At 36.1% G+C, this 26,893-nt stretch carries 29 protein-coding genes and 2 pseudogenes; 20 read left to right on the top strand and 11 right to left on the bottom strand.

All coding sequences use genetic code 11. The annotated features are described in order from the left end of the window. The first annotated feature begins 12 nt into the window (after positions 1–12). A complete protein-coding gene (locus OR571_RS18560) occupies positions 13–213 on the top strand; it encodes a cold-shock protein (protein ID WP_053589685.1) in 201 nt (66 codons plus the stop codon). 244 nt (positions 214–457) lie between these two features. Beyond that, on the top strand, positions 458–901 hold the full coding sequence (locus OR571_RS18555) for an SRPBCC family protein (protein ID WP_282244989.1): 444 nt from the start codon (positions 458–460) through the stop codon (positions 899–901). Here the strand turns inward: OR571_RS18555 and OR571_RS18550 are convergent. Continuing rightward, positions 898–1,296, bottom strand: a complete 399-nt coding sequence (locus OR571_RS18550; RefSeq protein ID WP_282244987.1) for a reverse transcriptase-like protein — start codon at positions 1,294–1,296, stop codon at positions 898–900. The genes OR571_RS18555 and OR571_RS18550 overlap by 4 nt on opposite strands. Positions 1,297–1,407: 111 nt before the next feature. On the opposite strand from OR571_RS18550, the gene OR571_RS18545 reads away from it, so the two are divergent. Beyond that, entirely contained in the window at positions 1,408–1,584 is a 177-nt protein-coding gene (locus OR571_RS18545; RefSeq protein ID WP_282244984.1) for a zinc-finger domain-containing protein, read from the top strand. 37 nt (positions 1,585–1,621) lie between these two features. On the opposite strand, the gene OR571_RS18540 is transcribed toward OR571_RS18545, so the two are convergent. Beyond that, positions 1,622–1,825 (bottom strand): cold-shock protein, encoded by a 204-nt coding sequence (locus OR571_RS18540; RefSeq protein WP_142537077.1) that lies wholly within the window; start codon positions 1,823–1,825, stop codon positions 1,622–1,624. Between the two features lie 149 nt (positions 1,826–1,974). Here OR571_RS18540 and OR571_RS18535 point away from each other — a divergent pair, with 149 nt between their 5' ends. The 4 genes from OR571_RS18535 (at position 1,975) to OR571_RS18520 (ending at position 7,389) form a co-directional block, all read left to right on the top strand. Then, positions 1,975–3,654 carry a formate--tetrahydrofolate ligase gene (locus OR571_RS18535; protein WP_282244969.1) on the top strand — a complete coding sequence of 560 codons (1,680 nt, stop codon included), beginning with the start codon at positions 1,975–1,977 and terminating at the stop codon, positions 3,652–3,654. A gap of 85 nt (positions 3,655–3,739) precedes the next feature. Beyond that, positions 3,740–4,375 carry an HD domain-containing protein gene (locus OR571_RS18530; protein WP_282244967.1) on the top strand — a complete coding sequence of 212 codons (636 nt, stop codon included), beginning with the start codon at positions 3,740–3,742 and terminating at the stop codon, positions 4,373–4,375. Further along, positions 4,372–6,252 (top strand): ABC-F family ATP-binding cassette domain-containing protein, encoded by a 1,881-nt coding sequence (locus OR571_RS18525; protein ID WP_282244965.1) that lies wholly within the window; start codon positions 4,372–4,374, stop codon positions 6,250–6,252. Before OR571_RS18530 ends, OR571_RS18525 begins: the two co-directional genes overlap by 4 nt. A gap of 24 nt (positions 6,253–6,276) precedes the next feature. After that, the gene (locus tag OR571_RS18520; RefSeq protein WP_282244963.1) at positions 6,277–7,389 is read left to right on the top strand and encodes a conserved virulence factor C family protein; all 1,113 of its coding nucleotides are present in this window, start codon (positions 6,277–6,279) and stop codon (positions 7,387–7,389) included. A gap of 593 nt (positions 7,390–7,982) precedes the next feature. Here the strand turns inward: OR571_RS18520 and OR571_RS18515 are convergent. After that, the gene (locus OR571_RS18515) at positions 7,983–8,867 is read right to left on the bottom strand and encodes a LysR family transcriptional regulator (RefSeq protein WP_282244961.1); all 885 of its coding nucleotides are present in this window, start codon (positions 8,865–8,867) and stop codon (positions 7,983–7,985) included. 128 nt (positions 8,868–8,995) lie between these two features. Between OR571_RS18515 and OR571_RS18510 the strand changes: the two genes are divergently transcribed. The 4 genes from OR571_RS18510 to OR571_RS18495 all read left to right on the top strand — a co-directional run bounded on the left by OR571_RS18510 (position 8,996) and on the right by OR571_RS18495 (position 11,009). Beyond that, entirely contained in the window at positions 8,996–9,760 is a 765-nt protein-coding gene (locus tag OR571_RS18510; RefSeq protein WP_282244960.1) for an alpha/beta hydrolase, read from the top strand. 192 nt (positions 9,761–9,952) lie between these two features. After that, complete coding sequence (locus tag OR571_RS18505; RefSeq protein WP_282244958.1) at positions 9,953–10,204, top strand: hypothetical protein; 252 nt, start codon at positions 9,953–9,955, stop codon at positions 10,202–10,204. Positions 10,205–10,332: 128 nt separating this feature from the next. Continuing rightward, a complete protein-coding gene (locus OR571_RS18500) occupies positions 10,333–10,758 on the top strand; it encodes a hypothetical protein (protein WP_282244956.1) in 426 nt (141 codons plus the stop codon). Between the two features lie 110 nt (positions 10,759–10,868). Further along, a complete protein-coding gene (locus OR571_RS18495; protein WP_282244954.1) occupies positions 10,869–11,009 on the top strand; it encodes a hypothetical protein in 141 nt (46 codons plus the stop codon). A 127-nt stretch (positions 11,010–11,136) separates the two neighbouring features. On the opposite strand, the gene OR571_RS18490 is transcribed toward OR571_RS18495, so the two are convergent. From OR571_RS18490 to ku, 3 genes and pseudogenes are all read right to left on the bottom strand, one after another. Next, positions 11,137–11,256: a YjcZ family sporulation protein gene (locus OR571_RS18490; protein ID WP_282244952.1), complete on the bottom strand. Its 120-nt coding sequence runs from the start codon at positions 11,254–11,256 to the stop codon at positions 11,137–11,139. A 680-nt stretch (positions 11,257–11,936) separates the two neighbouring features. Beyond that, positions 11,937–12,449 (bottom strand): DUF3231 family protein, encoded by a 513-nt coding sequence (locus OR571_RS18485; RefSeq protein WP_282244950.1) that lies wholly within the window; start codon positions 12,447–12,449, stop codon positions 11,937–11,939. A 276-nt stretch (positions 12,450–12,725) separates the two neighbouring features. After that, positions 12,726–13,549, bottom strand: a pseudogene (gene ku, locus OR571_RS18480) (non-homologous end joining protein Ku). 111 nt (positions 13,550–13,660) lie between these two features. Between ku and OR571_RS18475 the strand changes: the two are divergent. Further along, complete coding sequence (locus OR571_RS18475; protein WP_282244948.1) at positions 13,661–15,490, top strand: DNA ligase D; 1,830 nt, start codon at positions 13,661–13,663, stop codon at positions 15,488–15,490. Between the two features lie 121 nt (positions 15,491–15,611). On the opposite strand, the gene OR571_RS18470 is transcribed toward OR571_RS18475, so the two are convergent. Further along, complete coding sequence (locus tag OR571_RS18470) at positions 15,612–17,099, bottom strand: flavin monoamine oxidase family protein (RefSeq protein ID WP_282244946.1); 1,488 nt, start codon at positions 17,097–17,099, stop codon at positions 15,612–15,614. A gap of 281 nt (positions 17,100–17,380) precedes the next feature. On the opposite strand from OR571_RS18470, the gene OR571_RS18465 reads away from it, so the two are divergent. The 4 genes from OR571_RS18465 (at position 17,381) to OR571_RS18450 (ending at position 20,183) form a co-directional block, all read left to right on the top strand. Then, on the top strand, positions 17,381–17,818 hold the full coding sequence (locus OR571_RS18465; RefSeq protein ID WP_282244944.1) for a BrxA/BrxB family bacilliredoxin: 438 nt from the start codon (positions 17,381–17,383) through the stop codon (positions 17,816–17,818). Next, positions 17,815–18,594 (top strand): class I SAM-dependent methyltransferase, encoded by a 780-nt coding sequence (locus tag OR571_RS18460; protein ID WP_282244942.1) that lies wholly within the window; start codon positions 17,815–17,817, stop codon positions 18,592–18,594. Before OR571_RS18465 ends, OR571_RS18460 begins: the two co-directional genes overlap by 4 nt. Before the next feature lie 316 nt (positions 18,595–18,910). Next, positions 18,911–19,495, top strand: a complete 585-nt coding sequence (locus tag OR571_RS18455) for a YpjP family protein (RefSeq protein ID WP_282244940.1) — start codon at positions 18,911–18,913, stop codon at positions 19,493–19,495. Positions 19,496–20,003: 508 nt separating this feature from the next. Further along, complete coding sequence (locus OR571_RS18450; protein WP_282244938.1) at positions 20,004–20,183, top strand: nucleoside triphosphate pyrophosphohydrolase family protein; 180 nt, start codon at positions 20,004–20,006, stop codon at positions 20,181–20,183. 580 nt (positions 20,184–20,763) lie between these two features. Here the strand turns inward: OR571_RS18450 and OR571_RS18445 are convergent. After that, positions 20,764–21,033, bottom strand: a complete 270-nt coding sequence (locus tag OR571_RS18445; protein WP_282244936.1) for a translation initiation factor 2 — start codon at positions 21,031–21,033, stop codon at positions 20,764–20,766. 254 nt (positions 21,034–21,287) lie between these two features. Here OR571_RS18445 and OR571_RS18440 point away from each other — a divergent pair, with 254 nt between their 5' ends. Then, positions 21,288–21,665: a hypothetical protein gene (locus OR571_RS18440; RefSeq protein ID WP_282244934.1), complete on the top strand. Its 378-nt coding sequence runs from the start codon at positions 21,288–21,290 to the stop codon at positions 21,663–21,665. A 262-nt stretch (positions 21,666–21,927) separates the two neighbouring features. Here OR571_RS18440 and OR571_RS18435 read toward each other — a convergent pair whose 3' ends face one another. Beyond that, positions 21,928–22,095: a hypothetical protein gene (locus OR571_RS18435; RefSeq protein ID WP_282244932.1), complete on the bottom strand. Its 168-nt coding sequence runs from the start codon at positions 22,093–22,095 to the stop codon at positions 21,928–21,930. A gap of 392 nt (positions 22,096–22,487) precedes the next feature. On the opposite strand from OR571_RS18435, the pseudogene OR571_RS18430 reads away from it, so the two are divergent. Beyond that, positions 22,488–22,667: pseudogene (locus OR571_RS18430) on the top strand (single-stranded DNA-binding protein); the annotation flags it as partial. A 216-nt stretch (positions 22,668–22,883) separates the two neighbouring features. On the opposite strand, the gene OR571_RS18425 reads toward OR571_RS18430, so the two are convergent. Continuing rightward, on the bottom strand, positions 22,884–24,284 hold the full coding sequence (locus tag OR571_RS18425; RefSeq protein WP_282244930.1) for a hypothetical protein: 1,401 nt from the start codon (positions 24,282–24,284) through the stop codon (positions 22,884–22,886). A gap of 699 nt (positions 24,285–24,983) precedes the next feature. Beyond that, positions 24,984–25,238, bottom strand: coding sequence for a hypothetical protein (locus OR571_RS18420; protein WP_282244928.1), 255 nt, complete (start codon positions 25,236–25,238; stop codon positions 24,984–24,986). Positions 25,239–25,436: 198 nt separating this feature from the next. Between OR571_RS18420 and OR571_RS18415 the strand changes: the two genes are divergently transcribed. Both OR571_RS18415 and OR571_RS18410 read left to right on the top strand, forming a co-directional pair. Next, the gene (locus OR571_RS18415; protein ID WP_282244926.1) at positions 25,437–26,381 is read left to right on the top strand and encodes a thymidylate synthase; all 945 of its coding nucleotides are present in this window, start codon (positions 25,437–25,439) and stop codon (positions 26,379–26,381) included. A 21-nt stretch (positions 26,382–26,402) separates the two neighbouring features. Next, positions 26,403–26,891: a dihydrofolate reductase gene (locus OR571_RS18410; RefSeq protein WP_282244924.1), complete on the top strand. Its 489-nt coding sequence runs from the start codon at positions 26,403–26,405 to the stop codon at positions 26,889–26,891. Positions 26,892–26,893: the final 2 nt, after the last annotated feature.

Genomic DNA, 26,893 nt, shown 5'->3' with positions numbered 1-26,893 from the left:
GAGGAAACAAACATGGAACAAGGTAAAGTAAAATGGTTTAACTCAGAAAAAGGATTCGGATTCATCGAGCGCGAAGGCGGAGACGACGTATTCGTACACTTCTCAGCTATCCAAAGCGAAGGTTTCAAATCTCTTGACGAAGGTCAAGAAGTAACTTTTGAAATCGAGCAAGGCCAACGTGGTCTTCAAGCTACTAACGTAGTAAAAGCTTAATTTTAAACCTAAACTTTAACAGACTCTCTTCGGGGAGTCTGTTTTTTTGATTTGTAATAAATTTCACGTTTATCGTGAGTGGATATCTTAGAGTATGTCGATGTTTAAGGATTATGCATACTAAGCAGTGCATATCTTCTAGAACTTTTTACGATCAGTATCCCGATCAGCTTTTGTTCATGCTATAATTTAACAATACTATGGAAGTTTTAGGAGCAGAATAAATGAAAAAGTGGAAAAAGAAGTGGAACTAAAAGTTCCGATTGAGTTTGCTTGGCCGTTTTTTTATGGCGATTTGGAAAAAAAGAAACTGATTTTTCCCAAAGTAGTAGGAGAGGAAATTTTAGAAAGTACGGAGCAAGTAGTTGGAACTGTTATTCATCAAACGTATCAAATCGGTTCATTGACGGAACAATATGACATAACAATTCGGAAGTATGCTGACGAATCGGATTATAAAATGATTCAGGAAAGCTTTATATTAAACGATCGCTTTCAGATGACTATTGACTATGAATTACAAAGAGTAGATAATAAAACGACTAAGTTTATCTACACATCGCTAAATAAACCTAAAAATCCACTACTCAGTCTCTTTCAGTTATTTGGTAGGGATGAAGTAGTGGTGAACTTTATGAACCGCACAAAAGACACTATTGAAAATGCATACAAAACAACTGCCGATTAACTTTTCGGCAGTTGTTTTAATACGGCTTGTCTTGCTAGTGCATGAGCAGCTTTGTTTTGATCATCAGGAATCCATTTAATGAAAAATAAATCAAAGGTATCGCTAATCGTTAAAATTTTTTCTAATATAGCTGCAAATTCTGCATTTTTAGCATAACGTTTTTCAACAGCAGCTAGTACGATTTGAGAATCCGTTCGAACAGAGACAATTGTAGGAGACAATTTTTGTGCTTCTTCTAGTGCTCGAAGTAGCGCGATAAATTCGGTTGTATGATTCGAGTATTGCCCGATGAACTCGCTAAATTGTAAATGATGTCCTTCTCCTTTTATGAAAATGCCGATTCCACTTGGGCCTGGATTTCCAGTAGTTGAGCCATCGATATAAACTTCTAACATGTCAATCCCCTTTAAAATATATTGTTTTTATAGTCTGAATTACTTATAGCATACTTGCAAACAAAAGAAACATAATAGTACAATTACGAAGGTAGCGAGGAGTGTAAACAAATGAAAAATACACAAATAATAAATGAAATTGACCTTATCATGCAAAAGTATTGTGATGGTTGCTTTGTGCGTACGCAACTTAGAAAGGATAAAGGTAAGACCATCGCACACCAATTTTGCATTCATAGCTGTACAGTTGGAGAAGAGATTAAGCAAAAGGGAGAAAAACTTCAGTAAAAAAACCCACGACTATTTGTCGCGGGAAGAACCGTTTCTAACTATTTTTAATAACGTTTGCAGCTTGAGGTCCTCGATTACCTTCAACAATTTCGAACGTAACGTCTTGTCCTTCTTCGAGTGCCCGAAATCCATCGCCTTGAATACCTGTAAAATGGACAAATACATCTTCTCCATCATTATACTCGATAAATCCATAGCCTTTTTCATTATTAAACCATTTCACTTTCCCCTGTTGCATAAACGTTCCTCCCTCGGTCCATTAAAAATTCTGATAATGGATAAATATACTATATAGTAAATGACAACTATCGTCAATAATATGTCGAATTTTAACTGTTTTGTCCCACTAATTCGACGTATAATAAAAGAAAAAAGGTTGGGATACAGATGAATATTAAAGTAGATCCACTATCCGATTTGAGTATAGCCAAAAATGCCAAAATGCAACCAATTCGCCAAATATCGGATAAAATAGGAATTCCTGCAGAAGCCTTGGAGCAATACGGTAACTATAAGGCTAAAATTGACCCCACAAAAATTGCCGTTAAAACGAAACTAGGTAAAGTTGTACTTGTAACTGCGATAAGCCCGACAGCTGCAGGAGAGGGAAAATCTACTGTAACCGTTGGATTAGCTGATGCATTCAAGAAAATAGGTGAATCTGTTGTAGTAGCGCTTCGTGAACCTTCTTTAGGACCAGTAATGGGTATAAAAGGCGGTGCAACTGGCGGCGGCTATGCACAAGTTTTACCAATGGAAGAAATAAACCTACATTTCAATGGTGATTTGCATGCAATTACTACGGCAAATAATGCCTTAGCTGCAATGATTGATAACCATATTCACCAAGGAAATGAATTGCAAATCGATCCAAGAAGAATTATTTGGAAACGAGTGCTTGATATGAACGATCGTGCGCTTCGCCATATTACGATTGGTCTAGGTGGACCCACGCAAGGAGTTCCTCGCGAGGATGGTTTTGATATTACGGTTGCATCTGAAATCATGGCGATTCTTTGTTTGGCTAAGAATCTAGGAGATTTGAAGGAACGATTAGCGCAAATCGTTATCGGTTATACATATGCAAAAGAACCAATTACTGTGCGTGCTTTAGGAGTGGAAGGTGCACTTACTTTATTATTAAAGGAAGCAATCAAGCCAAACTTAGTACAAACAATTGAAGGAACACCCGCAATTATACATGGCGGACCATTTGCGAATATTGCTCATGGATGCAACTCTATTATTGCTACAAAAACAGCGATGAACCTAGCAGATGTAGTCGTAACAGAAGCAGGATTTGGAGCAGATTTAGGTGCTGAAAAATTTATGCATATTAAATCACGACAAGGGAAGTTTGCACCTGATGCTGTTGTCATTGTGGCAACAATTCGAGCGCTTAAAATGCAAGGTGGAACACCAAAAGATTTGCTCAAGGAAGAAGATGTAAATGCGCTACTAGAAGGAACAAAAAATTTAGAAAAGCATATAGAAACAATTCGAGCATTTGGTATTGAGCCTGTCGTTGCTTTAAACAAATTTTCTGCTGATACATCAGCTGAAACAAAAGCGTTATTAGAATGGTGTGAAGAAAGAAACATCGCCATTGCTTTAACCGAAGTTTGGGAAAAAGGAGGAGCAGGGGGAGTTGACCTTGCAAAATTAGTTTTAACAGAACTAGAAAAGCCCAAAAGCTTTGCTCCTTTGTATAGTCTTTCAGATACGATTGAACAAAAAGTACGAACAATTGTACAGCAGGTGTATGGTGGAAAAGATGTTGTTTTTACTGATGCTGCTAAAAAACAAATTGATCAAATAACTGCATACGGTTGGGACGCTCTTCCAATTTGTATGGCGAAAACACAGTACTCATTGTCCGATCAACCAAAATTATTAGGCCGCCCAACCGACTTTACAATTACAGTTCGAGAAATTATTCCGAAGCTCGGTGCTGGATTTCTTGTTTGTCTAACAGGAGATATTATGACGATGCCAGGATTACCTAAAAAGCCAGCTGCTTTAAATATGGACGTTTCGGAAGATGGACAAGCGGTAGGATTATTCTAACAAATTAAAAGACTGCACATTAGCAGTCTTTTTTTGTTTTATTCGTTATAATGTAAAAGAGAAGAACGCTTAAGGAGAATAAACAATGAATTCAATACATAAGTGCGAACAATTGGTGAAAGAAGTATACAAGCATTTTGATGCTAGTCATGACTTTCAACATATAGAACGAGTACGCAAAAATGCGTTTGAAATAGCGGCATCAGAGCCTACTGCTGATTTGGAAATAATCGAGTTAGCGGTACTTTTACATGATGTTAGTGATCCCAAATATGCTACAGTGGAAGACAAACAGGAAGAAGATAGAATTATAAAAGAGCTTTCTTTACAAACTGAAAGAGTAATTCAACTTAAAACGTTGATAAAATCCATTTCTTTTAATGGAGGAAACGAAACAGCAGCGGATTCGATAGAAGCTCAAATCGTTCGAGATGCGGACCGCTTAGATGCAATCGGAGCAGTAGGGATTGCACGTACATTTGCATACGGTGGAGCAAAAGGTAGAATGCTATACGATGCAGATGAAACGCCTAGAGATAATATGTCTGTAGAAGAATATCGCTCAAAAGAAACAGCATCTGTTACACATTTCTATGAGAAACTCCTAAAGCTTGCTGATGGAATGCTAACGGAAAAAGGAAAAGAACTTGCAAAAGAAAGACATGCATTCATGGAATTATTTTTGCAAAACTTAAGAAAAGAAACAGGGGAACAAATATGAGTCATTTAATCATTTCAAACTTAACAAAAACAGTCGGAGAAAAAACGCTGTTTGAAAATATTAGCTTTACGATAAACGATCATAACAGAGCTGGTTTGATAGGCATTAACGGTACTGGTAAGTCTACATTCCTGTCAATAATTGCAGGCCAACTAGAAGCGGATTCCATCGATCGTGATCATCCAAACAAATATCGAATTGCGTATTTAGAGCAACAGCCAGTATTTGATAAAGATGAAACTGTCTTGCAAACTGTATTTAGCGGAGATTCTCCTATTCTAAAAATCAATCGAGAATATGAAGAAGCCTTACTTGCCTTAATGGAAGAACCTAATTCAACTGAACGTCAAAATAAATTAATGGATCTACAGCAAAAAATGGATGATCTCCAAGCATGGGACGTCAATGCACTTGCAAAAACGGCATTAACAAAACTAGGAATTACACAATATGAGGAGTCCATTTTGCATCTATCCGGTGGACAACAAAAAAGAGTTGCACTTGCTAAAGTTCTAATAGAGCCAGCAGATTTACTTCTTCTAGACGAACCTACGAACCATTTGGACAAAGAATCTACGGATTGGTTGCAAGAAATGCTTCAACGAGTAGAAGGCTCTATTATTTTTGTTACACATGATCGCTATTTTTTAGACGCAGTAGCTACGCATATATATGAACTTGCCGATAAAACACTTTACACACATACAGGAAATTACGCGGATTACTTAGAATCTAAAGCATTGCGAGAAGAAATGAATGCTGCATCGCAACAAAAACTACAAAATCTATATCGCAACGAGCTGAAATGGATTCGAAGAGGTGCAAAAGCAAGATCGACTAAGCAAAAGGCAAGAAAAGATCGATTTGAAGAAATTGATTCAAAAATTGACCGCAATAATTCTACTCAAAATTTAGATTTAGAACTAGCGACAACGAGACTTGGTAAACAAGTATTGGAAGGAGTAAATATTTCTAAAAAATTTGACTCTAAGATAATTGTAGAAGATTTTTCATTTTTACTACAAGCTGGGGATCGTATTGGAATTGTTGGACCTAATGGTGTGGGAAAGAGTACTTTACTTAAAATGCTAGCAAGAGAAATTCCAATGGATTCTGGAGAAATAATTGTAGGGTCCACCGTGAAGCTCATGCACTTTTCTCAGCAGTTACCGAAGTTAGATGAACAGACCAGAATGATAGAATACGTAAGAGAATCTTCGAATTTAATCGAGACGGGCTCAGGAGAAAAATTTTCAGCTGCACAAATGCTAGAACGATTTTTATTCCCTTTAAATACACATGGCACACAGATCGGTAAACTTTCTGGTGGAGAGAAAAAAAGATTAGTACTGCTAAAAATGCTAATGGAACAGCCGAATGTTCTATTTATGGATGAGCCGACCAATGACTTAGACATTCAAACATTATCTGTCTTGGAAGACTTTATGGAATCATTCCCGGGAGTGATTGTGACGATTTCCCATGACCGATTTTTCTTGGATCGCATCGCGAAAAAGCTCTGGATATTAAATGGCGATGGCTCTGTCAATGAGTGGTTAGGTGTTTATTCCGATTATTTGGAAGTTGCTAAAGCTGCACCAATCGAAATAGTGGAAGAAATTAAAGAAGAGCCTCCTGTCAAAGTGGTAAAAGAGAAAAAGAAAATGTCCTATAAAGAGCAGCGAGAGTGGGAAACTATTGGCGAAGAAATTGAAAAAACGGAACAGTTAATTGCTGAATTAGAAGAAAAGATTTTAAATACAGGCTCTGATTTTATGTTATTACAGGAACTAACTGACAAGCTGGAAAAAGCAAACAGCACGTATGAACACTTAATCGAGAGATGGTCTTATTTAGAAGAAATCGCTTCTTCCTAATCTTATTTATTGGAGGTATAAATGATGAAAATAGTTACAATTGAACCAACACCAAGCCCGAATACGATGAAAGTAGTTATTGATCAGGAGCTACCATTCGGCAAAAGCCATAATTACAAAAAAGACAATATCCAAGATGCGCCAAAAGAAATTCAAGACCTATTTGCAATTGAAGGTGTAAAAGGAGTCTATCATGTAGCAGATTTCTTAGCGATTGAGCGTATTGCTAAATTTAGCTGGGAATCTATTTTAGCTTCTGTAGAAAATGTTTTTGGAGCTGACAATCAAGAACAAACGAGTGAACAGCCATTAGACCATTTCGGAGAGGTTTATGTACATGTACAGCAATATAAAGGGATTCCTCTTCAAGTTAAAGTGTTCGATAGCGAATCTGAATCCCGTTTTGGCTTGTCTGATCGTTTCACCAAAGCTTTAGATGAAGCGATGGAAGGAGACAAAGAAAACTATATTATGCTCCGTAAATGGGTAGACTATGGCGTTCGATACGGAGATCAAAAAGAAATTGGAGAACAACTAGTAAAAGAATTAGAAGCGACTTTCCCTGAAAGCAAACTGCAACAGCTTATCGAAGAAAAAGATAAGAACGAAGAAGAAAAAGCTGCAGTACGCGTTCCTTTCACTTTAGAGCAATTTGAAGTAAGTGATTGGGAAGAAAGATTTCAATTACTAAATAATTTGATCAACCCTGAATTAGAAGACCTACCAATCTTAGCAAAAGCAGTGGAAGATGAACAAGTATCCATCCGTCGTCTAGCGACTGTATATCTTGGATTAATAGAAGATGAAGCAGTTATTCCTTATTTAGAAATAGCATTAAAGGATAAAAGTGGTGCTGTACGCCGAACAGCTGGAGACGCAATGAGTGATCTAGGCTTCGAACAATTTGCAGATGCGATGAAGGTTGCCTTATTTGATAAAAACAAACTCGTTCGTTGGAGAGCAGCTATGTACTTCTATGAAGTAGGCGATACAGATGCACTTCCTGCCTTGAAAGAGGCGAAGGAAGATAAAGAATATGAAGTGAAGCTTCAAATTCGCATGGCGATCGCGCGTATTGAAGACGGAGAAGAAGCAAAAGGATCTGTTTGGAAGCAAATGAGTGAAGCACGAAAATAACTAGTTTCAAGTTGTTTTCCTCTTCGTGCAAGTATTTCCACTCATGGTTAATACATGTTCTATATGCAACAATTAAGCATGGAACTTTCAAAAATCCATGGTATTCTAGAGACGTAAGAAAACAGGCCTGGTAACCTGTTAGAAGATCTCCCTTCGAATTTCTTACACTATCGCTTAATATATAAGCCTCACGTTGAAGAGTGAGGCTTTTTTTGTTGGTTTTAAATAAGAAGTATATCGCCACACAATTATCCAGTTAATGGCTAAGGGCAACCCATCAGTCGTTGAAAGCAATCAAATCCGTGCAGAAAGCAACTAAATCAGCATAAGAGCAACCAATTTGTTAATGTAAGCAACTATCTCTTAAAATGACATTTGAGACGCCCAAAACTCCTACACTTTATCCTCTACAATCTCGTCACACAATTATCCAGTTAATGGCTAAGGGCAACCAATCAGTCATTGAAAGTAATCAATTCCGTGCGGAAAGCAACTAAATCAGCATAAGAGCAACCAAATTACTGTTGAGAGCAACCATCTTTTAAAATAGAAAAAGTGAGTCGCCGATAACTCTCTTTGGTTATGTTTAATTATTACTTCTCATTGAAAAAATAATCGAGAATGAATTGTTGAAAATTAGACGCGGCAGGGGATAAATAGCGATTCTCCACCCGAGCCATACCAATTACCCGTTCACATACAAAATCCTCAATTCGTAGTTTAGCAATTTTTCTTGGATTTATTTCTTCCCCATCCGGTAATATCGAAAAACCGAGACCTGCCGACACAAAACCTGCAACAGTAGCTACTTCGTCACCCTCAAATGCAATATTCGGCAATAAGTTCGTATCAGAAAATATACTATCTGTCGTTTTTCGGAGTGCATATCCTTTTTTCATCGAAATAAAAGACTCATGAATTAGTTCATTTAATGAAATGCTTTTGCGATTTGCGAGAGGATGATTGATTGGAACGATAACAAATAACTCATCACGCCATAATTCTAACCAGTCAATTGGTTTCTCATAGTCAATGGATGCAACTAAACAAAGATCCAATTCCCCTGACTTTAGCTGTTTTAGTAAAGTATGCGTATGGTTTTGCGTAAATTGAAATGTTATATGGGGAAATTTGTCATGAAAGGCACGAATAATATTGGGGACGGTACTCGTTCCAAGCGTATGTAAAAAGCCAAGTGTTATTTCTCCTTGCTCTGGATCAATCAACTGCTGAATATCATTTAATCCATCGCTCATTTCATTCATAATTCTATTAACCCTTTCTAAAAACATTATTCCATATCGATTTAGTTTAATGGATCGGCCATGACGATCAAAAAGGGGAACCCCAATTTCTTCTTCTAAACTTGCAATGGAGCGGCTTAATGCTGGTTGGGATATGGATAATAGTTCAGCGGCACGTGTCATATGTTGAATATTTGCGAGCGTTTGAAAATATTCTAGTCGTTGCCATTCCATTCAAAACATCTCCTTAAATGATTGATACCTTTTGTGCATCTTATTTATAAAAATAATAAATTATACATTATGAATAGTCAATGATAGGATAAGAATCAATAAGCTAACACACTAAAGGGGATATTAAAATGAAACTAGTCGGACCTAAATCTTTTACCTTCGAAGGAGGAAATAGAGCTGTACTTTTACTGCATGGATTTACGGGAAGTACGAGAGATGTTAAACGATTAGGAGAGTATTTACAAAAGAGAGGATTCACTTGTCATGCGCCAATGTACCGTGGACATGGAGAGGCACCGGAAGCGTTGTTACAAACAACTCCTACTGAGTGGTGGCAAGATGCTGTAGACGGTTATAACTATTTGAAAAATCAAGGATATAATGAAATTGCAGTAGCAGGTATTTCTTTAGGAGGCGTTTTTTCGCTGAAAATAGCAGAAGAATTTCCTGTCAAAGCAATCGTATCTATGTGTGCACCGATTAAGCGCAGCAATACAGATGGTTTGTTTGATCGTTTATACAATTATGCAAAAGTGTATAAATCATTTGAAGGCAAATCAAGAGAAGTCATTATTCAAGAACTAGGAGCTTTAAAGGATAGTCCTTTCGATTCTTTAAGTGAAGTACAATCCTTCATCGAAGGCGCTTGTACGGAGTTACCAACGATTTCTTCTCCGACACTTGTTTTACAAGGCGCTTTAGATGGAGATATTTATAAAGAAAGTGCATCATTTATCTTGGAACAAGTCGAAACGGATACGAAAGAAATTATTTGGTATGAAGAATCTGGACATATTATTACAACAGGAAAAGAAAAAGATAAAGTATGCGAAGACGTCTATACATTTTTAAATCAGCTAAACTGGTCAGGATCTGTTCGTGCTGTTGTGTAAATAATGCGGCTTATTAACCATTGTTGATGCCTATCATATATTAAAACATCATTCCTTTTAATTGAATGGTGTTTTTTTACTTACTCCTTAATTTAATTTTCAAACTACTTTTCAAGTCAAAAGCGTTTAAATAATGAGTAATAAGTAAATAATAAGAAGGATAAGGGATGCTATGATGAACGGAGGAATAATATGAGTGAGGAAATAATCAAAAAAGAAGCGAATATAAAAAATGAAATACATATTACGTACTACTTTTCTATTCTGTTCACCATAGTAGGAACGCTCTCCGTTCTCTTATTATTGTATTATAAGATGGACAGTCTCAGTCTGTTTACTGTCTTACTTTCTATTTCAGCTGGTGGACTGCCCTCTGGAGTCATTGGAGCATTTATCGATTATAAAATATCTGAATACAAGCTAAAAAGCAGTAAAATTATATAGAGGTTGATTACTGCTAAATGGCAGGGAATAATACGGAAATGACTAAAAGCATCTTGGAAGGTGCTTTTTCTATGTGTACAATAACTATAGTCTATTCAATAATTAATTCAGTAGAAGGAGGAAACAGGTTGAAGTTTTTGAAAATACTTTTTGGTTTCATTGTCGTAATTGGAATTATTGGCTTAGCCGCTTACTATTTCGTACCCAAACTAATTGCAGATCAAGTAATGGAAAAAGTAACGGTTGAACTAGAAGATAGTGGTCAATTAGAAAATATAAAACAAGAAATAAAGAAAGACCCACAATTACAGGCATTTATAGAAGAAGGCAAAAATGTGGATAGCAGTCAGCTACCATTCCAAACAAAAGAAGAAGCAACGAGGGTATTGCTTAAAAAGTTTAATATAAGCGAATTGCAAGAGATACAAGCAAAAGCTAAAGACGGCATGTCCGCAGAAGAAAAGCAAGCCCTTTATGATCAGTTTGAAAGTAAATTGACAGAAGAAGAGATGTTAGCGCTAAAGGCTTTAGCTTATAAAGAATTATCCAAGTAATGCTTGTCCTTTCTCCATCCCTCCTCAGTCGAAATTAGAAATATTTCATAAATATTTTTAAAAAATGGGGCAAAGTAATAGGAACAGATATGGAGTGGAGGGATAAAAAGATGAAGCATAAAAGATATATTTTTGCGCTAATGACTGTTTTTTTGTCAGTAGGTTTGTTGTTCGGCTGCGACGGTGTGGATGAAGATGAGCCAGACCCAAGCGAAGAACCTTCAGAACAGCAAGAAGATAACAGTCAATAAGAATAGGATACATGAGTATATGAACATCGTTCAAAAAGAACGGTGTTTTTATTTATTTAAAAAGCTAAAGACAGGTTAAAACCTGTCTTAGATGGTAGCGAAAATTTGGGGGTTAAGCCCATTGTAATCAGTAATAACCGTTACCTAAGAAACTTGCACCAATAATTATCAAAAGAATAAATAGAACTACAAGTAAAGCGAATCCTGCACCAGATCCATAACCGCCGCCGTTAACCGCTTCTCCCATTTAGAACACCCCCTATATTTGGGACAATACCTTTTATAACAACACTAAAGGTAATCCGATTCAATTTTTTCGTTTTAAGAAGACCCTATAAAACAACTGGAGACACAGCTGAAAGTGGTGTGACGTGCTCTTCAGTTATAAAGTAGCTTATTCATCATTTGAAAATGCACCGGGGCATATGCCCCTGAGAATGGAGGAAATCCAATCGATGGGACGCGATTTCAAGAAACAACATAGGAAATGAAGTTATATCTTATTAATACGTGTGTCCATTATTAACTGTCATTATAAGATCAAAAAATGCAAAAAAAATAGACCCTTTTCAAGGTCTTCTAAGTATGGTTTCATAATTTACATATTCCTTAATGATTAACAACTCAATGACATCTTGCACTGAATATGAGTATGAGGCATGCGCAGGGACGAGTTCATTGAATTGTTGTACTATCTCGTTAAGGGTTTCTGCATAAAAATCATTTATAGTTAACTCTAATTTTGTCATGTTTTTCTCCTTCTTTTTTTTCTAAGCATTAGCTAATTGTAATTTTTTTATTCAATTAACTATATGACATTTTGAGTGAAGTATATCCCGAATTTCGATTGTAAAAGTGAAAAAAGACCCTCTCTATAGGGTACATTCATATAAAAAGGGCAACCAACATTAGATTGCCCAAATAATTTTATTCTTTTTCCGGAGAGCTGTAATGTAGTGGGGGAGGGACAAGCCATCCTTTATCCTTAGTTAAACGCAATAATTTCGCGCCTAATTGTGCTCTACTCAAATGAAATTGACCGTACATCAAAGCAATATCTTCTCTAATGGACATACCCATAGCTTTGCTACATGCGACTAAACCAGCAGCGCTATCCATTGAAAGTGCAGCACTGATTTCAGGATCGTTAAATCGTGCTCCTGGCGGAATGTCCTCTATCCTCGCAACTGGACGTTCAGGCGGTGCAGGTGGTAGTCCTATACCATTAATTTTGATAATAGGTTCAATTTGTTTATTTTCGTCTTTCATACATTGAATCGATTCTTCAATGACCTTTACTAAATCTTTATCACCTGTATGATTAGCAAAGGTCTGATACGCAGCTATTAAACCATTGTTTGTAGCTAAATTTGTCCATAGAGTAAACACTTCCCCATAGTGTAAAGGTTCATCTTTTGGGTTACCACTTAAAATTCCCATTATTGCACTCCCTGTCATGATGATAAATTTTTGCGACCAAATTTATTATGTGAGTAAGGTTGATTAAATATCCTAACACAGTTTGAAAATTAAAAGCAAAGGACAGTTCGAGGGGATATGTTATTTACGAAAATAAAATTACAAGTATAAATTCCGCATTAGTGGGAAATTTTATGTGTGTGAGATCCCTTCGCAGAATCTCATGAATTATAGCCCCACTGTTGAAGAAGTGGGGCTTTCTCATGGACATATAAAATAGTGTTGGTCGATTTTAAATTAGGATGTTTTAGCTACTTTTTTCTTTCTTGTAGTCGGTTTCTTCTTTTTCCCTGTCTTATCAAGTGAGGCTTGAAGTGCCGACATTAGATCAGTGACATTATCAGGAAGAGGTTGTTTATCGCTTACAGAGACCGTATTGTTACCGGCTTTTTTCTCCTCGATTAGTTCCATTAATGCTGTGCGATATTCGTCCGTGTATTTTTCCGGTGTAAATGCAGTAGTCAATTGATCAACTAGTAAAAGAGCTGTATCGAGTTCTTTTTGAACGACGGTCTCCTCACTTGGAATGTTTGGAACATCTGCGGTGCTTCGAACTTCATCTGGAAAATGGATTGTCTCCATAACAAGAGTATCTTTATAAACACGTACAACCGCTAATTGTTCTTTTGATCGTATTATTATTTTGGCAACACCTATTTTGCCAGATTGCTCTAATGTTTTCCTCAAAAGGGAGTATGCCTTTCCGCCTGTTGTGTCAGGCGACAAAAAATAAGAACGCTCGAAATAGATAGGATCTATTTCCTCTAGTTTAACAAAATCTATTATCTCAACAGCTTTATCTTCATTTTCTTTCTTAAGTGCTTCTAATTCCTCATCATCAAGTACGACAAATTTATTTTTGCATATTCATATGCTTTTACAATGTCCTCTTCTTTCACTTCTTTTTCGCATCCTTCACACACTTTTTTATAACTAATAGGTGTATGACACTCTTTATGAAGCTGTCGTAATTTAATATCTTTGTTTTCAGTTGCAGAGTGCAGTTTAATTGGAATATTTACTAATCCAAAGCTAATGCTACCTTTCCAAACTGTATGCAATATTTTCACCTTCTCATTCTTTTTGTTCTTATTATGTAATTATTTATGTGTTCTATGTATTGCGATGAAGAATTCATCAAATGCTAAACAAAAAAGAAAGTAGGTTGTAATTTGAAACCAATGCTTTTAACGGCAACCGATGAAATACCAGAAGGCAGTGAGTGGTTTTATGAAACAAAATATGATGGCTTTCGCGGTACGTTATATTGGGAGGAAAAGACTCCCATTTTAAAAAGTAGAAATGGAAGATTACTAAATCAAGTATTTCCAGAGATCATTGATTTTTGCCTTGGAATTTATGAACGTGTTCAATCATTCTTACCATTACAACTAGATGGTGAGCTTGTTTACTTAACGAATAATTTTCAAAGTGATTTTTCGATTGTGCAAGGAAGAGGAAGAATGAGAAACCCAGATTCTATTGTAGTACATGCGAATGCTTTCCCTTGTCATTACGTTGCATTCGATATCTTACTACATAAAAGTGAAGTGCAAACGAATCGGCATTTAACAACGCGCAAACAAATACTTGCTAAACTTTTTAAATCATTAAAGCTTCCAAGTCAAGTCAATTATGAAGATACCAACAGAATACAGGCGATAGATTTTTCAGAGGACAGCGAATTATTATGGAATAAGATTAAAGTAAGTAACGGAGAAGGAATTATTGCGAAGAAAAAGACGAGTAAATGGATAGGGAATACCCGTTCTCTTAGCTGGCTAAAAATAAAAAATTGGAGATACGTGGATGTTATACTTACTAAGTATGATAAAAGCAATAGCTATTTTAATGGGGCCATTTATCAAAATGATGTCCTTGTAGAAATTGTTTCTTTTAGCCATGGTCTGAAAGAAGAGGAATTTAAAACGCTGGTAGCATTCATTGAAGCTAATGGGACGAAGGGAAAAGGAGACATTTGGTCAATTGAACCATCCATTTGTGTCAATATAGCTTGTATTGACTTTCAAGGGGACAAATTAAGAGAGCCGAGATTTAATGGATTTAAATGGACAACGACTGTTAATGAGTGTAACTGGGAAAATATGCGTCGTCAGCTAAATCCACTTCCTGAACTAGTAGAGTTCACGCATCCAGAGAAACCGATTTGGCCAAATATTGACTATACGAAAGATGATTATCTTTATTATTTACAAAAGATATCTACTTATATGCTTCCTTTTTTAAAAGACAGGTTACTGACTGTTATTCGTTATCCGCATGGTGTAACGGGGAAAATGGAAAGGTTTTTTCAGAAACATGCTCCTGACTATAGGCCGGGCTTTATCCAGACAAAACTTGTTGAAGATATAAACTATATACTGTGCAACGACATTGAATCATTGCTCTGGCTAGGAAATCAACTGGCACTAGAGTTCCATATACCATTCCAAACGATTAAAACGAATAAACCAACCGAAATTGTATTTGATTTGGATCCACCTTCTGCTAATGAGTTTTCTTTGGCTGTTGAAGCGGCCTTACGAATGAAAGCTATATTTGACCAATTTGAGCTGACAACTTATATAAAAACATCTGGCGGAAAAGGCATGCAAGTGTATATACCATTACCTGTTGATACTTTTTCGTATGAAGATACTGGGGTATTCACTAAATTTGTTTGCAACTTCTTAGTTCAACAATATCCGAAATGGTTTACAATGGAGCGACTTAAAAAAAATCGTGGTCATAAATTGTATTTGGATTATATACAGCATAAAGAAGGGAAGACAATTATCGCTCCATATTCGCCAAGAGGAAATGAACTAGGGCTTATTGCAACTCCTCTAAATTGGGAGGAAGTTAATGATGCATTAAACCCTTCTTCGTTTACTATTCCTGCAGTGTTAGAGCGTTTACAGAAACAAGGGGATCCATTCCGCAATTTCCGAGAGGATATAAATATAAAAAAGTTTAGGGAGGTGCTTAAACAACTGACATAACCGTAAAGGTCCGAGAAATGTAATCTTTTTAAAAAATAGTCCCGACGCTTGTGTCCATAAAAAATTGGACATAAACGCCAGGACTATTTAAATACTGCTTGAGAACTTACGTTAAATCTTCCTACTCGTGAAAAAGAGTTCTCTGTAAGTCATTAACTTCAGCTGCAACTCGTATACCAGATTCAATTGCACCTTGGATCCAACCGTGAACAGATGAAGCATGTTCACCCGCAAAGTGAACGCGTCCTTCGGGAGAAGCGATATAGGGAGATAGCTCCGTTATTTGTTCTGGCTTAAACATCGTAAAAGCACCACCGGCATACGGATTTCGAACCCAACTATAGCCCGTGCCTGTTATAAACTCACGATATACTTGTTCACCATGGATTATGGCCAAATTTTTCAATGCATATTCCAATCGATTTTCAGTGCTCAAGCTATCCCAAGATAAAGCATCATCTTCCCATGTGTAACTAGCCAAAATGACACCTGGCCCCGCTGTACCAATCCCTTGGCTCGGATATTGAGTGTATGTAATAGGTAAATCAGAAGCTGTGCTACCCCCAAACATACCTTCTCTTTCCCAAAACCTACTTTTAAACTGGATGCCGGTCTTTGTAGATCCTGCATAGTGAAGTTCGCGAATCGCTTTCCATTTGTTGTTGGAAAAAGAATCACGTGGTTCAACTTCAACAAATTGAAAAACGGAAAAGGGGATCGTCACGATGGCAAGATCACTCGTAATTTGAAATGGTCTCAGAATTTTTGTATGGATAGAGTCAATCGTTACTTGGTTGTTATGCTGCAATATCTTCGTCACTTTTAGCCCAAACATAATGTTATCCTTCAATTGTGAGAGAAATGCTTTAGGGAGTTGGTCGTTTCCACCAGTAATCTCATAGAATTGAATATCAGGGGTAAATAAAATCATTAGTTCACGCAGTAACTCTAAAAAAGAAAGCTCCGTTAATCCTCCCAGTGATAGAACTACTTTAATCATTTCGATGGCACCAGGAGATAAAGTGATTCCAAACGGGTTATATCTCAAATAGGCGTCCATCGAGTATTTATCAAATTCTTTTATGACCAAAGGCCAATTTCTCTGCGGGTTTTGTTTGATAAAATCAGTGAGCGGTTTTATTACTAAAGTAAGCAATTCTGTAGCAGTTTTACCTCTTTCTTGTGGAGCTACCGGAAAACCAAGAATATCAGGGCTTTGTTCATAAAACTTCAAGCGGGTCTTAATTCCTCTAGCATAGATAATATTGTTAGGAGTACTATTAATAAACCGATTAACCGGTAGCTGAAATTTGTTTATGTATTCCTTTGTTAAATAATGAGTATGAGGAATACGCATTGCGCCTGCTTCAAGATATAATCCATTAGTAAAATCAGATTTTAACGTGTAGACACGGCCGCCAACTCTTTCGGCTGCTTCAAGGATTGTAACATTGTGTCCAGCGTCCTTTAATAGAGATGCAGCGACAAGTCCTGCCATGCCTGCACCGATAATGACGATCTTTTTTGGATTTTGAGTTCTGTTAAGTCCATTTCTGATGATCGAAATCATTAGATCGGGTGGTAACTGAGGGAATACGTAATTTGACATGCTTTGTCTCCTTTGCAATTACTCCGCACACCCGGGGGATGATAGTAGTAAATCATCCTTAAGAATGCTTACTTTCATCCTATTCAACTAATACACGACCATAATACATAAAAGTAGAAAAAAATGGAGATTAATTCAGTAATCCTATTTTTTAAAAAATAAATAGCATGTTTGAGATTTAACACAAAAATATGAAAGTGTGCGAAAACAGTATTATAGCAAATGCAATAGAAGTCCTGTTATAATAGGATTTGTGAATATAAACGAAAGCAGGCGATATCATGAACGCATACGATGAATATATGCAAGGCATAGTAAAACCAATGAGAAGTGAATTAACAAACGCAGGATTTAAAGAATTAGTGACACCGGAAGAAGTACAAGACCATATGGCGAACGCAGAAGGAGTTTCTTTAATCGTTATAAACTCAGTATGTGGTTGCGCAGCGGGACTTGCTAGACCGGCAGTAATTTCAGCAGTGGAAGAATTAGAAGTGAAACCGGATAACTTAGTTACGGTATTCGCAGGGCAAGATCAAGAAGCAACGGCAACGATGAGAGGATACTTTGAAGAAGTACCGCCAAGTTCACCGTCTATCGCTATTTGGAAAGATGACCAATTAGCTTATTTCATTCCTCGTGAACAAATTGAAAGCAATTCAATGGAAACGATTAAAGATCATCTCTCTGGTGTCCTTACACAAATCGTTTCGTCATGAAGACGGTTGTAACTACTGCAGGTCGTACGAATGAGCAATTTATTCAAAAGGCGAAAGAAATTGCTAGTGAACTAACTTTGCCATATGTAAGACGCCAAAAGAAGTCTATGCAAAAGTTGCAAGAAGAACAGCAAGCAAATGTATTAGTTGTAAGTAAGGAGAGATTAGAACTGTATATATACGGTTCTACTGCTCCTTTTTTCTTTCATCCAAATTCGGCAGCATTTCGGATGAAGCGTATCTTGAATGGAGAAAAAGATTTGTTATTAGAAGCGTTAGATTTACAACAGGGAGATCGATTTCTGGATACAACTGCGGGGCTCTGCTCGGATAGTATACTAGCCTCGTTTGCAGTTGGAGAAGAAGGGCTAGTTGTTGCTTGTGAAAAAGATGAGATGATCGCTTATGTAGTGGAGCGTGGGCTAAAAGCGTATGAAACTGAAAGTATGGAATTACAGGAAAGTATGCGACGTATCCATATTGTTCATCAAGATGCCGTGGACTATTTAAGACAACTGGATGCTAATTCCTATGATGTAGTTTACATGGATCCGATGTTTGAAGAGGTTATTGAAGAGTCTTCCAATTTCCACACACTAAGAGCAGCTGGCGTGCATGAATCTCTGTCCGATGAATGGATAGAGGAAGCAAAACGTGTAGCGAAGAGACGGGTAGTGCTAAAAGCTCATTTTCGTTCTCCGTTATTTGAAAAATATCAGTTCGAGCAGTTAACGAGATTAACTTCTAAGTTTCACTATGGCATTATTGATATATAAAAAAGCTGTCAGTTATGACAGCTTTTTTGTGTCTAGACTCCAGCGTCTTGCCCCTCGGGACAGACAGAGGCGCTTGCGCATTTCGTATTAGTCCGTAAAGTTAAGTGAAGTTAAATACCCTAATAAAAATAAAAATCCGATACCAATAATTAAATCTGCATTCATAGTGACTTTCCTCCTTACTTTAAAAAAGCTACTGTATGTCTACATATTTTATTGTACAATGAATACATAGAAGAAGAAACCTTTTGTTCTTAAAATCGTTATTAATACAAATATGCTTTAGAAAATTGGTCAAAATTGAAGGTGATAACTGATGAAAAAGTGGTTACAAAAGACGATTATTATTACCGTCGCTTTCTTAACATTTGGTCTTATATCTCCTAACCATCTTATATGGGAGCAACTGTTAGACAACAAAAATCCAACGAAATCTATCGCTTCAGATGCGAATACAAGTGAATTTAATCAAGTATCATTTATAGATTCCCTTGATTCCCCAAATTTAAGTGAAACGATTTCATTAGCAGCTAGAGAACAGGCATACATAAAGTTTGGCAATCGAATTGGACCAGTTATACAAGATGAATTTGACGATGTCATTTTCCCTCGAATGCAAGAAGTGATAGATACAACTATCGCAAAAGTAGAAGGCGAAAAAGCAGCAAAGCTATCCATTACCGAACAACCTTCAGGAGAATATCACGAAAAAATCTTTCATATTTACAATGAAGAAACGAGAAAAGATTTCATCCGTTTCCATGTCAGAACCGACAAAAAACCGCAGGACGGATATTACTTCAACTTTCATTATCACCTAGCAGAAGATAATTATTCGAAACATTATGCATTAGGTGAGATTTTCTGGTCGAAAAATACACCGCCGAAATGGTTATCCTAAACACTCGTAAAATTACGAGTGTTTTTCTTTTGCTAAGTATTGATATTCAGTCAATCTGTATTGATACGAATGTATGTCTAAAATAGTGTAAGGTGAAATGAGATATCTTTTCTTATTCACATATTAAATCAATAATCCGTTTTTAAAAATTTTTCGCCTACAGGTATTCCACTATAATTTACAATTACATATCCTTTAGGTTTGCGGAATCCCAATCGTTCCATATTATTGCTATACCAGACTTGGTAATGTAGTATTACCCTTCTGATACTTTCATTCATCGGTAATTTCCTTTTACTATTATTAGATTTTGTATCTCTTGTCCCAAAACGACCTCTCGTTTCAGTTATATAGAGAAAATTACTAACATAATCAATGTCCCTCCATTTTCAAGCCCTCATTTCACCATTCGCATGCCAGTTAAAAATAATAGGGCTTAAGCATGCATGTATAATCATTAATTTTATAGTTGGTACGTGCATGCTCTAATATTTTTTCTATACTTTCGATGGAAATAGCATCACGTTTCACTGCAGCTTTAAACAAAGCAATGGTCGAGGTGAATACACAAGTTTATCTCGAAAGACTTAGACAAAATGAGAAGTGGGGCAGACAAAACCAAGGTTATGGTGGATGGTTGGCTATATTAGTCGAAGAAGTTGGAGAACTGGCCCACACTATGCAATAAGGAAGTATAGCGAGTAAACATCAGATGCTTCTGATTTACTCAAGGAACTGATTCATGTTGCGGCTGTAGCGAGTGGCTTTGCTGAATAAGTGCTTCGAGATAAGGAGGAGCGAACTTGCTAAAATCATCAAAGCTCGAACAGAACCCGGTGTGAATCAAGCAATAAAACAATTTCGAAACTGACATCCTATAAGCGAAATAAAGCAGTTCAGAAATTCGTTTGAGGTTTTAGTCGAATATCGAAAGGGTTACGACGAATGAGAACTTATAAACAATCTAAAGCAAACAGAGGTAAGGGTCTAGAACCTAATATCGACATGACAAACTGACAATGTCGCTACAAAGGAATAGCGGATATACGTAAGATACCTACTCCAGTAAAGAGCCTCAGGGGTAAGTGTTGCATTATTTGAAGACAGTTTAGGTTGCAGTTGACTAAAAAAGCGAATAAAAGTTGACGCAAAAAAACCGTATGAAGGCCGGCTAAACGTAATTAATGATGACTCATGCAATACAAAAAACAAACCTTAAGTTTCTGTTCATCAAATGATAAGAAAAACTTGAAGCAAAATAAAATTGTTTATCTATTTTTTCGTTCCATTCTATCTATCTTTCTTGTTAATTGATCAATTTGCTTTTGCATTAATTCTATTTGACTCGATTGATCATTTTGATTTTGTGAATCTTGAGTATTAGGGTTTTCTAATCCTTGTAGCGCAATCCCTGCCGCTATTGTCTGAAGACCATCGCCTAATGTGGAAAGTGCAGCTCCGATTAATGAGAGTCTAGCAGCATAAATTTCTGGTGATTCAGTATTAAGACTCCTTTGATTATTATTTTCGTAATTCATCATTTACACATACTTGATTGTAATATGGGGTCTAAATATATTATGAAACAATTACGAAAATGATGTGGATAATAAAAAGTCAGTACTTCTCAGAAATATATTTATGAACAGTACGTAGATAGAGCGAAGTATATAGGAGAATAAATATGAATTTGAACTACAAAATAGTCTTAATGGATTATTGCTTACAATTACTGACGAAGAAGGTGCTACGTGCTCAACTTATTTTAATGATTCTCCAGAAAACATAGATCATGTCAGTATTGAATATTTGGTTGGTCGCTTCTGGAGTGTTGGTTAAATTGTATTTGTTGATTTCATTAAGACGTAAAATAAAAAAACAGATATGTAATTTCTCTGAGTTTTTAGTAGGCGGAACAAATATTTTGATAAAAAGAAAAATTTCAAACGAACTAGCTATTACCACTTTAGATTTTTTTGTAAATGGAGTAAGTGAAATTAAGTTTTCAGACGGAGAAAGTATGACAACGGACTATACTTATTCAAACGCTCATTTAGTATTTAATGAAGATGAAATGTGGGTTAAACAATCAAGCAAAGTTCGTAAATTATTTGTAGCGAATGGAGTTCAAGAATTCTTCTTACGGTATGTCTTTATAAATAAGAGATAAATAATTGCAATATAAAGAAGACTTATTGCGGAGAATAATAGAAAAGTTTTCATGAGCACCACCTCATTCGAAATAATAACAACAGAACCTAGACTGGCAAGATCAACAAAGCTTCCAAGAAATGCTTTCGGTTTTGTGTAAGCATTATTCGCAAATGATAAATCTATACTTCACAGTTCGTAGATTAAGTGTAGTTAAGTGAAAGATATATCTTATGTATAAAAATGCAAGTAGGAAATAACCCTACTTGCTCTGCTATTTATTAATTATTTGGGGAAACAACCCAATGCATAGATGGAGTAGTATTTTTGTTTAACAAATTGGCAAACTTCAATGCTGCATCTTTATCTGAAAAAGTTTTATCCACTTGGCTGTTTGATGACTTTAAAACCTCTGTTGTTCCGTTTATGTTTCGTGTAATTACGAACATGGCACAACTCCTAGTTGAGACATCAAAAATTCTTGTAAGTTTATTGTCACATATTGTATAAATATTGGATATAGATTTAGATGAAATGAAATGTATTTGTAAATACACTCCCTTTTATTAGGAGAAATATCTGTTCTTTCGAACTAGAAACTAGAAAAAGCATTGTGTAAACGATTCAAACTAAAGGAGTAGGAAAATGATAATTACTTCAAAGTTTACAGAGGAACAGATAATTCAGTTTTTAAGTTTAATTCGGCCAAACATTATAGAAATTTTAAGAGAAAAGAAGGAGATTGCTAAGCTAATTTGATTTAACAATCAACAGTATATCATACAGCATGCTTCACAAATGAGAAGTAATCAGAATTTGAAAAAGAAAGCAAAGTGAAGTAATGATTAACCGTGTCGTGTTAGTAGGAAAGCTGGCATTTTCAAACCAACTAGGGGAAAGAGTAGCTGACTTTATCAATTGCCTTGTGTGGAGAAAACAGGCGGAAAACACAGCTAACTTCTTGAAGAAAGGTAGTTTAGCAGGTATAGAGGGGCGCATCCAAACAGGCAGCTATGAAGGGAGTTATCAATAGAAGTTTTAAATAAAGAATGAACAAAGTTCCTCCGTAAATCCTATTCTAGCATAAATAAAAAGAATCCATTTTTAAGAAAAATGGATTCTTTTTTGGATAAGGGATACAGTATTGATAACTTATTCCTTGGTTGGTTTATCATATATGATTAAAAAATCAGCTTTCTTTTTTACTTATAAATGATACGATATAACTAAAGTATTTTTATACTGTTGCCTTAATAACTAGATCAGATGCCTCTTTTACATTATTAATTATGACTCCCAAAAGTAATGCAGCTTCATCTACAGCTGAAGGACCGGTACAAAGTCGTACGATGTTAAAGGAGACATTTTCTTTACCCTTCATCTTAAAGTCATAAGTATCAGCAATCTTAGTGAGTTCTCGAATCATAGCGGAGGTAGTTTGTCTTGAAAAATTTAGCTGCTTATAATTCATCCCAAAACGTACCTCAATCTTAGGTTCAGCCAAACCTTTATATACATGAATATGGAAAGAAAAATAATTCTCATGCCACGGATTATTCTCAAACCATAAATGAATATATTTAAATTGATTTTTTGTCGGGGAATAAATTTTACCTCTCAATAACGCTGGATGATTTAATTGAGGAGGCATTTTATTTAGTAACGTTTCTATAATTAGTTCTTCCTTTTCGAAACTTACAGTTTTATCTAGTTCTTTCGGATTTAGAACATTTTGTTGATTATTTAATATGTCTTGGGATTGATTAAATATTAATTTTTTAGTCCCTAGAATATTCCGAATATATTTTTGTGCTTCTAAATTTTCTGTAAAACGTACTCCAGCTTGTGTTCTACGAACCATTACAATAACTGGAGAAGAGTTAGGCGAAGCCTGATAGTGAATCACCCTGACCCCAATTGTGCCAGAAAACTGCTTTTTAGTAACCGAATACCAATCAATTTTTTTATCAAAAATACTCTCCCAAACTTGGCCAACAGCCATTATACACTTTACCTTCCTTTGGATGGCAAGTTCTTGAACTGCATTAAGTGTAAGTTTCATAAAATCAAGGTCAGCTATTTTCTTTAAGTGGCTCTTAATACGCCCATCCCAGACTTTAGAGTGAAATGGAAACATCTCCATTGTATGTAAAAATCTAAGTTTTAGTTTAAAATCCCTGCGAATCTCTAGATATCTTTTTCTTCTCCAAATATTACAACCTTTTTCGTGACGATCTTTCAAAAAACAATTACACATAGGAAAAAATTTAGGTACTTGGTTTTGATCATCCATAACACCACATTCACTTAAAAAATAATTGGGATCCAATTCAGTATACTGTCGAATTACTTCCTCATTCCACTCAAGAATATCTTCGTGCTTTACAGGTCCTGGGTTCATGAAAAGGCCGAGTACATCAGATTCCGGGTCCATTTGTTCTAAAAATCCAAAATAAGGCTCTGGGTAGTATGTTGACTGGTCGCCAATTGCATCCATTACAGAATGATAAACAGTCCCAAATTGTTTATTAGGATACTCTTTAAGCGGACTTAATAGTTCATTCACAACTTGGTTTGCGTTCATTCCACGTTTATAGAAATCATTCCAATACTCAACTAATTCTTTCACAGCAGACATTAGGATACCCCACTTATAATTAGTATTTTTAATACTCTCTTTCTATTATAACAGTTTACTAGGGATAATTAACTATAATCTTCTTCAACTAACTTGACCTGTTAGTTGAAGATAAACACCTGCATATGCAGCAACATATATTTTCATACTTAAATATAACTTTTCAATTCAATAAGAGACAAAGACAATAAAGACGACAACATGCATGTTTTACTGACTATATTTTTCTACTATAAACTGGAGGAGGGTTGGCTAGATGGGTCTCTCGCGCAGGAAAATATTGGTGTGTTTGCCATCTTCGACGACAGTGAAACATTAGGTAATATGTTGCGGGGGTTGTCTTTCTATGACGAATATAGTCATGGGAGGTGAGGACATGGAAAATATAGTGTATTACACTAATCTACATTTAATAGAGATAGAAAAAGTTCGTGCAATGGGCAATATGGGGACGTCGACTGAGGTTTGGGCCTTGATGTGGGAACTTTAAAACCAATAGAGATAAATGGAACTCGCATGATAGTAACAGAAGAATGGGCATTTAATATTATACATATTAAGGATCTGAAAGTAACTGAACGAGTGTAGTAACTACGTAACCACCAACCAGTAAATTGGAAGGTGGTTTATCATTCTCAGAAAAATTATACTGCTAATACTTGTTACGTTAGCTGAGACATACTTTTCAATAACATTCTTCTATCGCATCTGTACTCTCGGTCTTGCATTTATAGCAGAGTTTGTAGAATAGACGCTTGATACTGCATAGTCAATAGTAGTTAATAATGAATTGCCATTAGCTAAGCCGTTGTCTGTAAAATAAAGTGTTGCTATCCCATCTGCATCAGATGTTGCTTGTCCATATATAATTCGTTTTACTTTTTTGGGATTTTTCTCTCCTACTTCAAATACTTGAAACGCTGTAGGGGCTAGTGAAACAAATTCCATGGTCATAGCAATTCTCCCTAATTGATATTTGATATCTCTTGTATGGATGTCTTTACCTAACTATATGAGCTTTTTATAAGTTTAATACTATCAGTGAGCTGATTTGCTTATTAACTAATTGCAGAAGCTTTCATAACCTATATCTTCCGAGCACATTTTTGTTATAATAAAGGGAAGTATAGAAACTGAAAACGAGGTATACAAATGGAACAATACTTAAATTTATGTAAACACATCATGGAAAATGGGATCGAAAAAGGAGATCGAACTGGAACTGGAACGAAGAGTGTCTTCGGTTATCAAATGCGATTTGATTTAGCGGCAGGTTTTCCGCTACTTACTACGAAAAAAACTGCCTTTCGCTTAGTTGTGAGTGAATTATTATGGTTTATAAAAGGGGATACAAACGTAAAGACCTTGATTGAAGCAAATAATCATATTTGGGACGAATGGGCGTTTGAGAAATGGGTGGAAAGTGATAGCTACACAGGACCGGATATGACGAATTTTGGGGTGCGTGCGGCAAAGGATCCAGATTTTAAAGCTATTGTGGACGAGCAAATGGAGATTTTTTGTACTAAAATAGTAGAAGATGAACAATTTGCGGAGGAGTTTGGCAATCTAGGGCCAGTCTATGGCAGACAATGGAGATCTTGGCCAACCAAAAATGGAGAAACGATTGATCAATTGCAAACAGTAATCGAGCAGATCAAAGTCAATCCGGATTCTAGAAGACATATTATTACTGCTTGGAACCCAGCAGAAGTGGATGATATGGCTTTACCTCCTTGTCATGCATTTATGCAGTTTTATGTGGCGAATGGGAAATTGTCCTGCCAATTGTATCAACGAAGTGCGGATGTATTTTTAGGAGTTCCTTTTAATATTGCTTCCTATGCTCTACTAACGCACCTTATCGCTAAAGAATGCAATTTAGAAGTAGGAGAATTTGTACATACACTTGGGGATGCGCATTTATATGTAAATCATATGGAGCAAGTGGAAACTCAGCTAGCAAGAACACCGCGATCGTTACCGCGACTTTCTTTATCGGATGAGAAGGAGTCGATTTTTGATTTTGAAATAGAGGATATTAAGATCGAGGGATATGATCCGCATCCGCGCATTAAAGCACCAATAGCAGTTTAACGAACAAAGGGGAGATAATAAATGATTTCATTAATCGTAGCGCATGATCCTAATCGAGTAATTGGTCTAAATAACGAAATGCCTTGGCATATTCCAGGAGATCTTGCTTATTTTAAAGAAAAAACGATGGGTAAAGCTATCGTAATGGGAAGAAAAACCTTCGAATCCATTGGTCGCGTTTTACCGGGACGAAAAAATATAATTATTACGAGAAATCCTTCCTACAAAGCCGAAGGAGCAGAAGTAGTAACTAATTTGCCAGATGCCGTAGACTTAGCAAAATCCTATCATGAAGAAGTGATGATTATTGGTGGGGAACAAATTTTCCGAGCAATTTTGCCAAAAGCGGATCGCTTATATGTGACGTTTATAGAGCAATCATTTGAAGGGGACACATTTTTCCCGCCGTATGGTGAGGAGTGGGTCCTAGTTGACACTTCGGAAAAAATGGAAACAGCCGAAGGGATTCATTATGTGTATTTGGTGTATGAAAAAAAGGAAAGCCAATAACT

The sequence above is a fragment of the Psychrobacillus sp. NEAU-3TGS genome (genome assembly GCF_029955155.1).
Taxonomy (GTDB): domain Bacteria; phylum Bacillota; class Bacilli; order Bacillales_A; family Planococcaceae; genus Psychrobacillus.
This window is presented reverse-complemented; position numbering and strand designations above follow the sequence as displayed.